The following is a 420-nucleotide window of genomic DNA, read 5'->3' as shown; positions in this document are numbered from 1 at the left end:
AGCCTGACCATAACCCCGTTTCCACATCCCGCTCATCGAACCGGACAGGCGGCTCTCCCGCATCCGGCTCTCGGACAAGACATCATGCTTTCGCCCACGAAAGGTCATGGGTTCTCGCCGGCAAATTGACCAGCCCCAACTGCTCGTAAAGGTACTGATTCGGGTAGCGCGCCCACCCGGTGCTGGAGATCTTGTGTTTCTTGCATAACCACCGGCGGAGCCGTTGCGTGACGTGGGTGTTGATGGCCCGATAGGCCGGACTGACAGAACCCAGGCAGAAGTAATTCGCCCAGCCGATCAGTTTCCGGTTCAGCCGTCCCACGACAAACTCGGCATCTAGTATGGTTCGGCGGCGGTCGGTTTCCTGAGTGATGCTTTCCACCATCCGTTTGACGCTTTTCGGCGAGGGCCGGGTGCCGA

1 protein-coding gene is annotated in these 420 nt (G+C 59.5%); it reads right to left on the bottom strand.

The features are described from left to right. Positions 1-82: 82 nt before the first annotated feature. Positions 83-420: group II intron maturase-specific domain-containing protein (locus CAPSK01_RS07545; RefSeq protein WP_273703267.1), on the bottom strand; the 338-nt coding region annotated here is incomplete at its 5' end.

Source organism: Candidatus Accumulibacter vicinus, from assembly GCF_000584955.1.
Taxonomy (GTDB): domain Bacteria; phylum Pseudomonadota; class Gammaproteobacteria; order Burkholderiales; family Rhodocyclaceae; genus Accumulibacter; species Accumulibacter vicinus.
The sequence above is the reverse complement of the archived record's forward strand: the minus strand, read 5'-3'. Positions and strand labels throughout refer to the sequence as shown.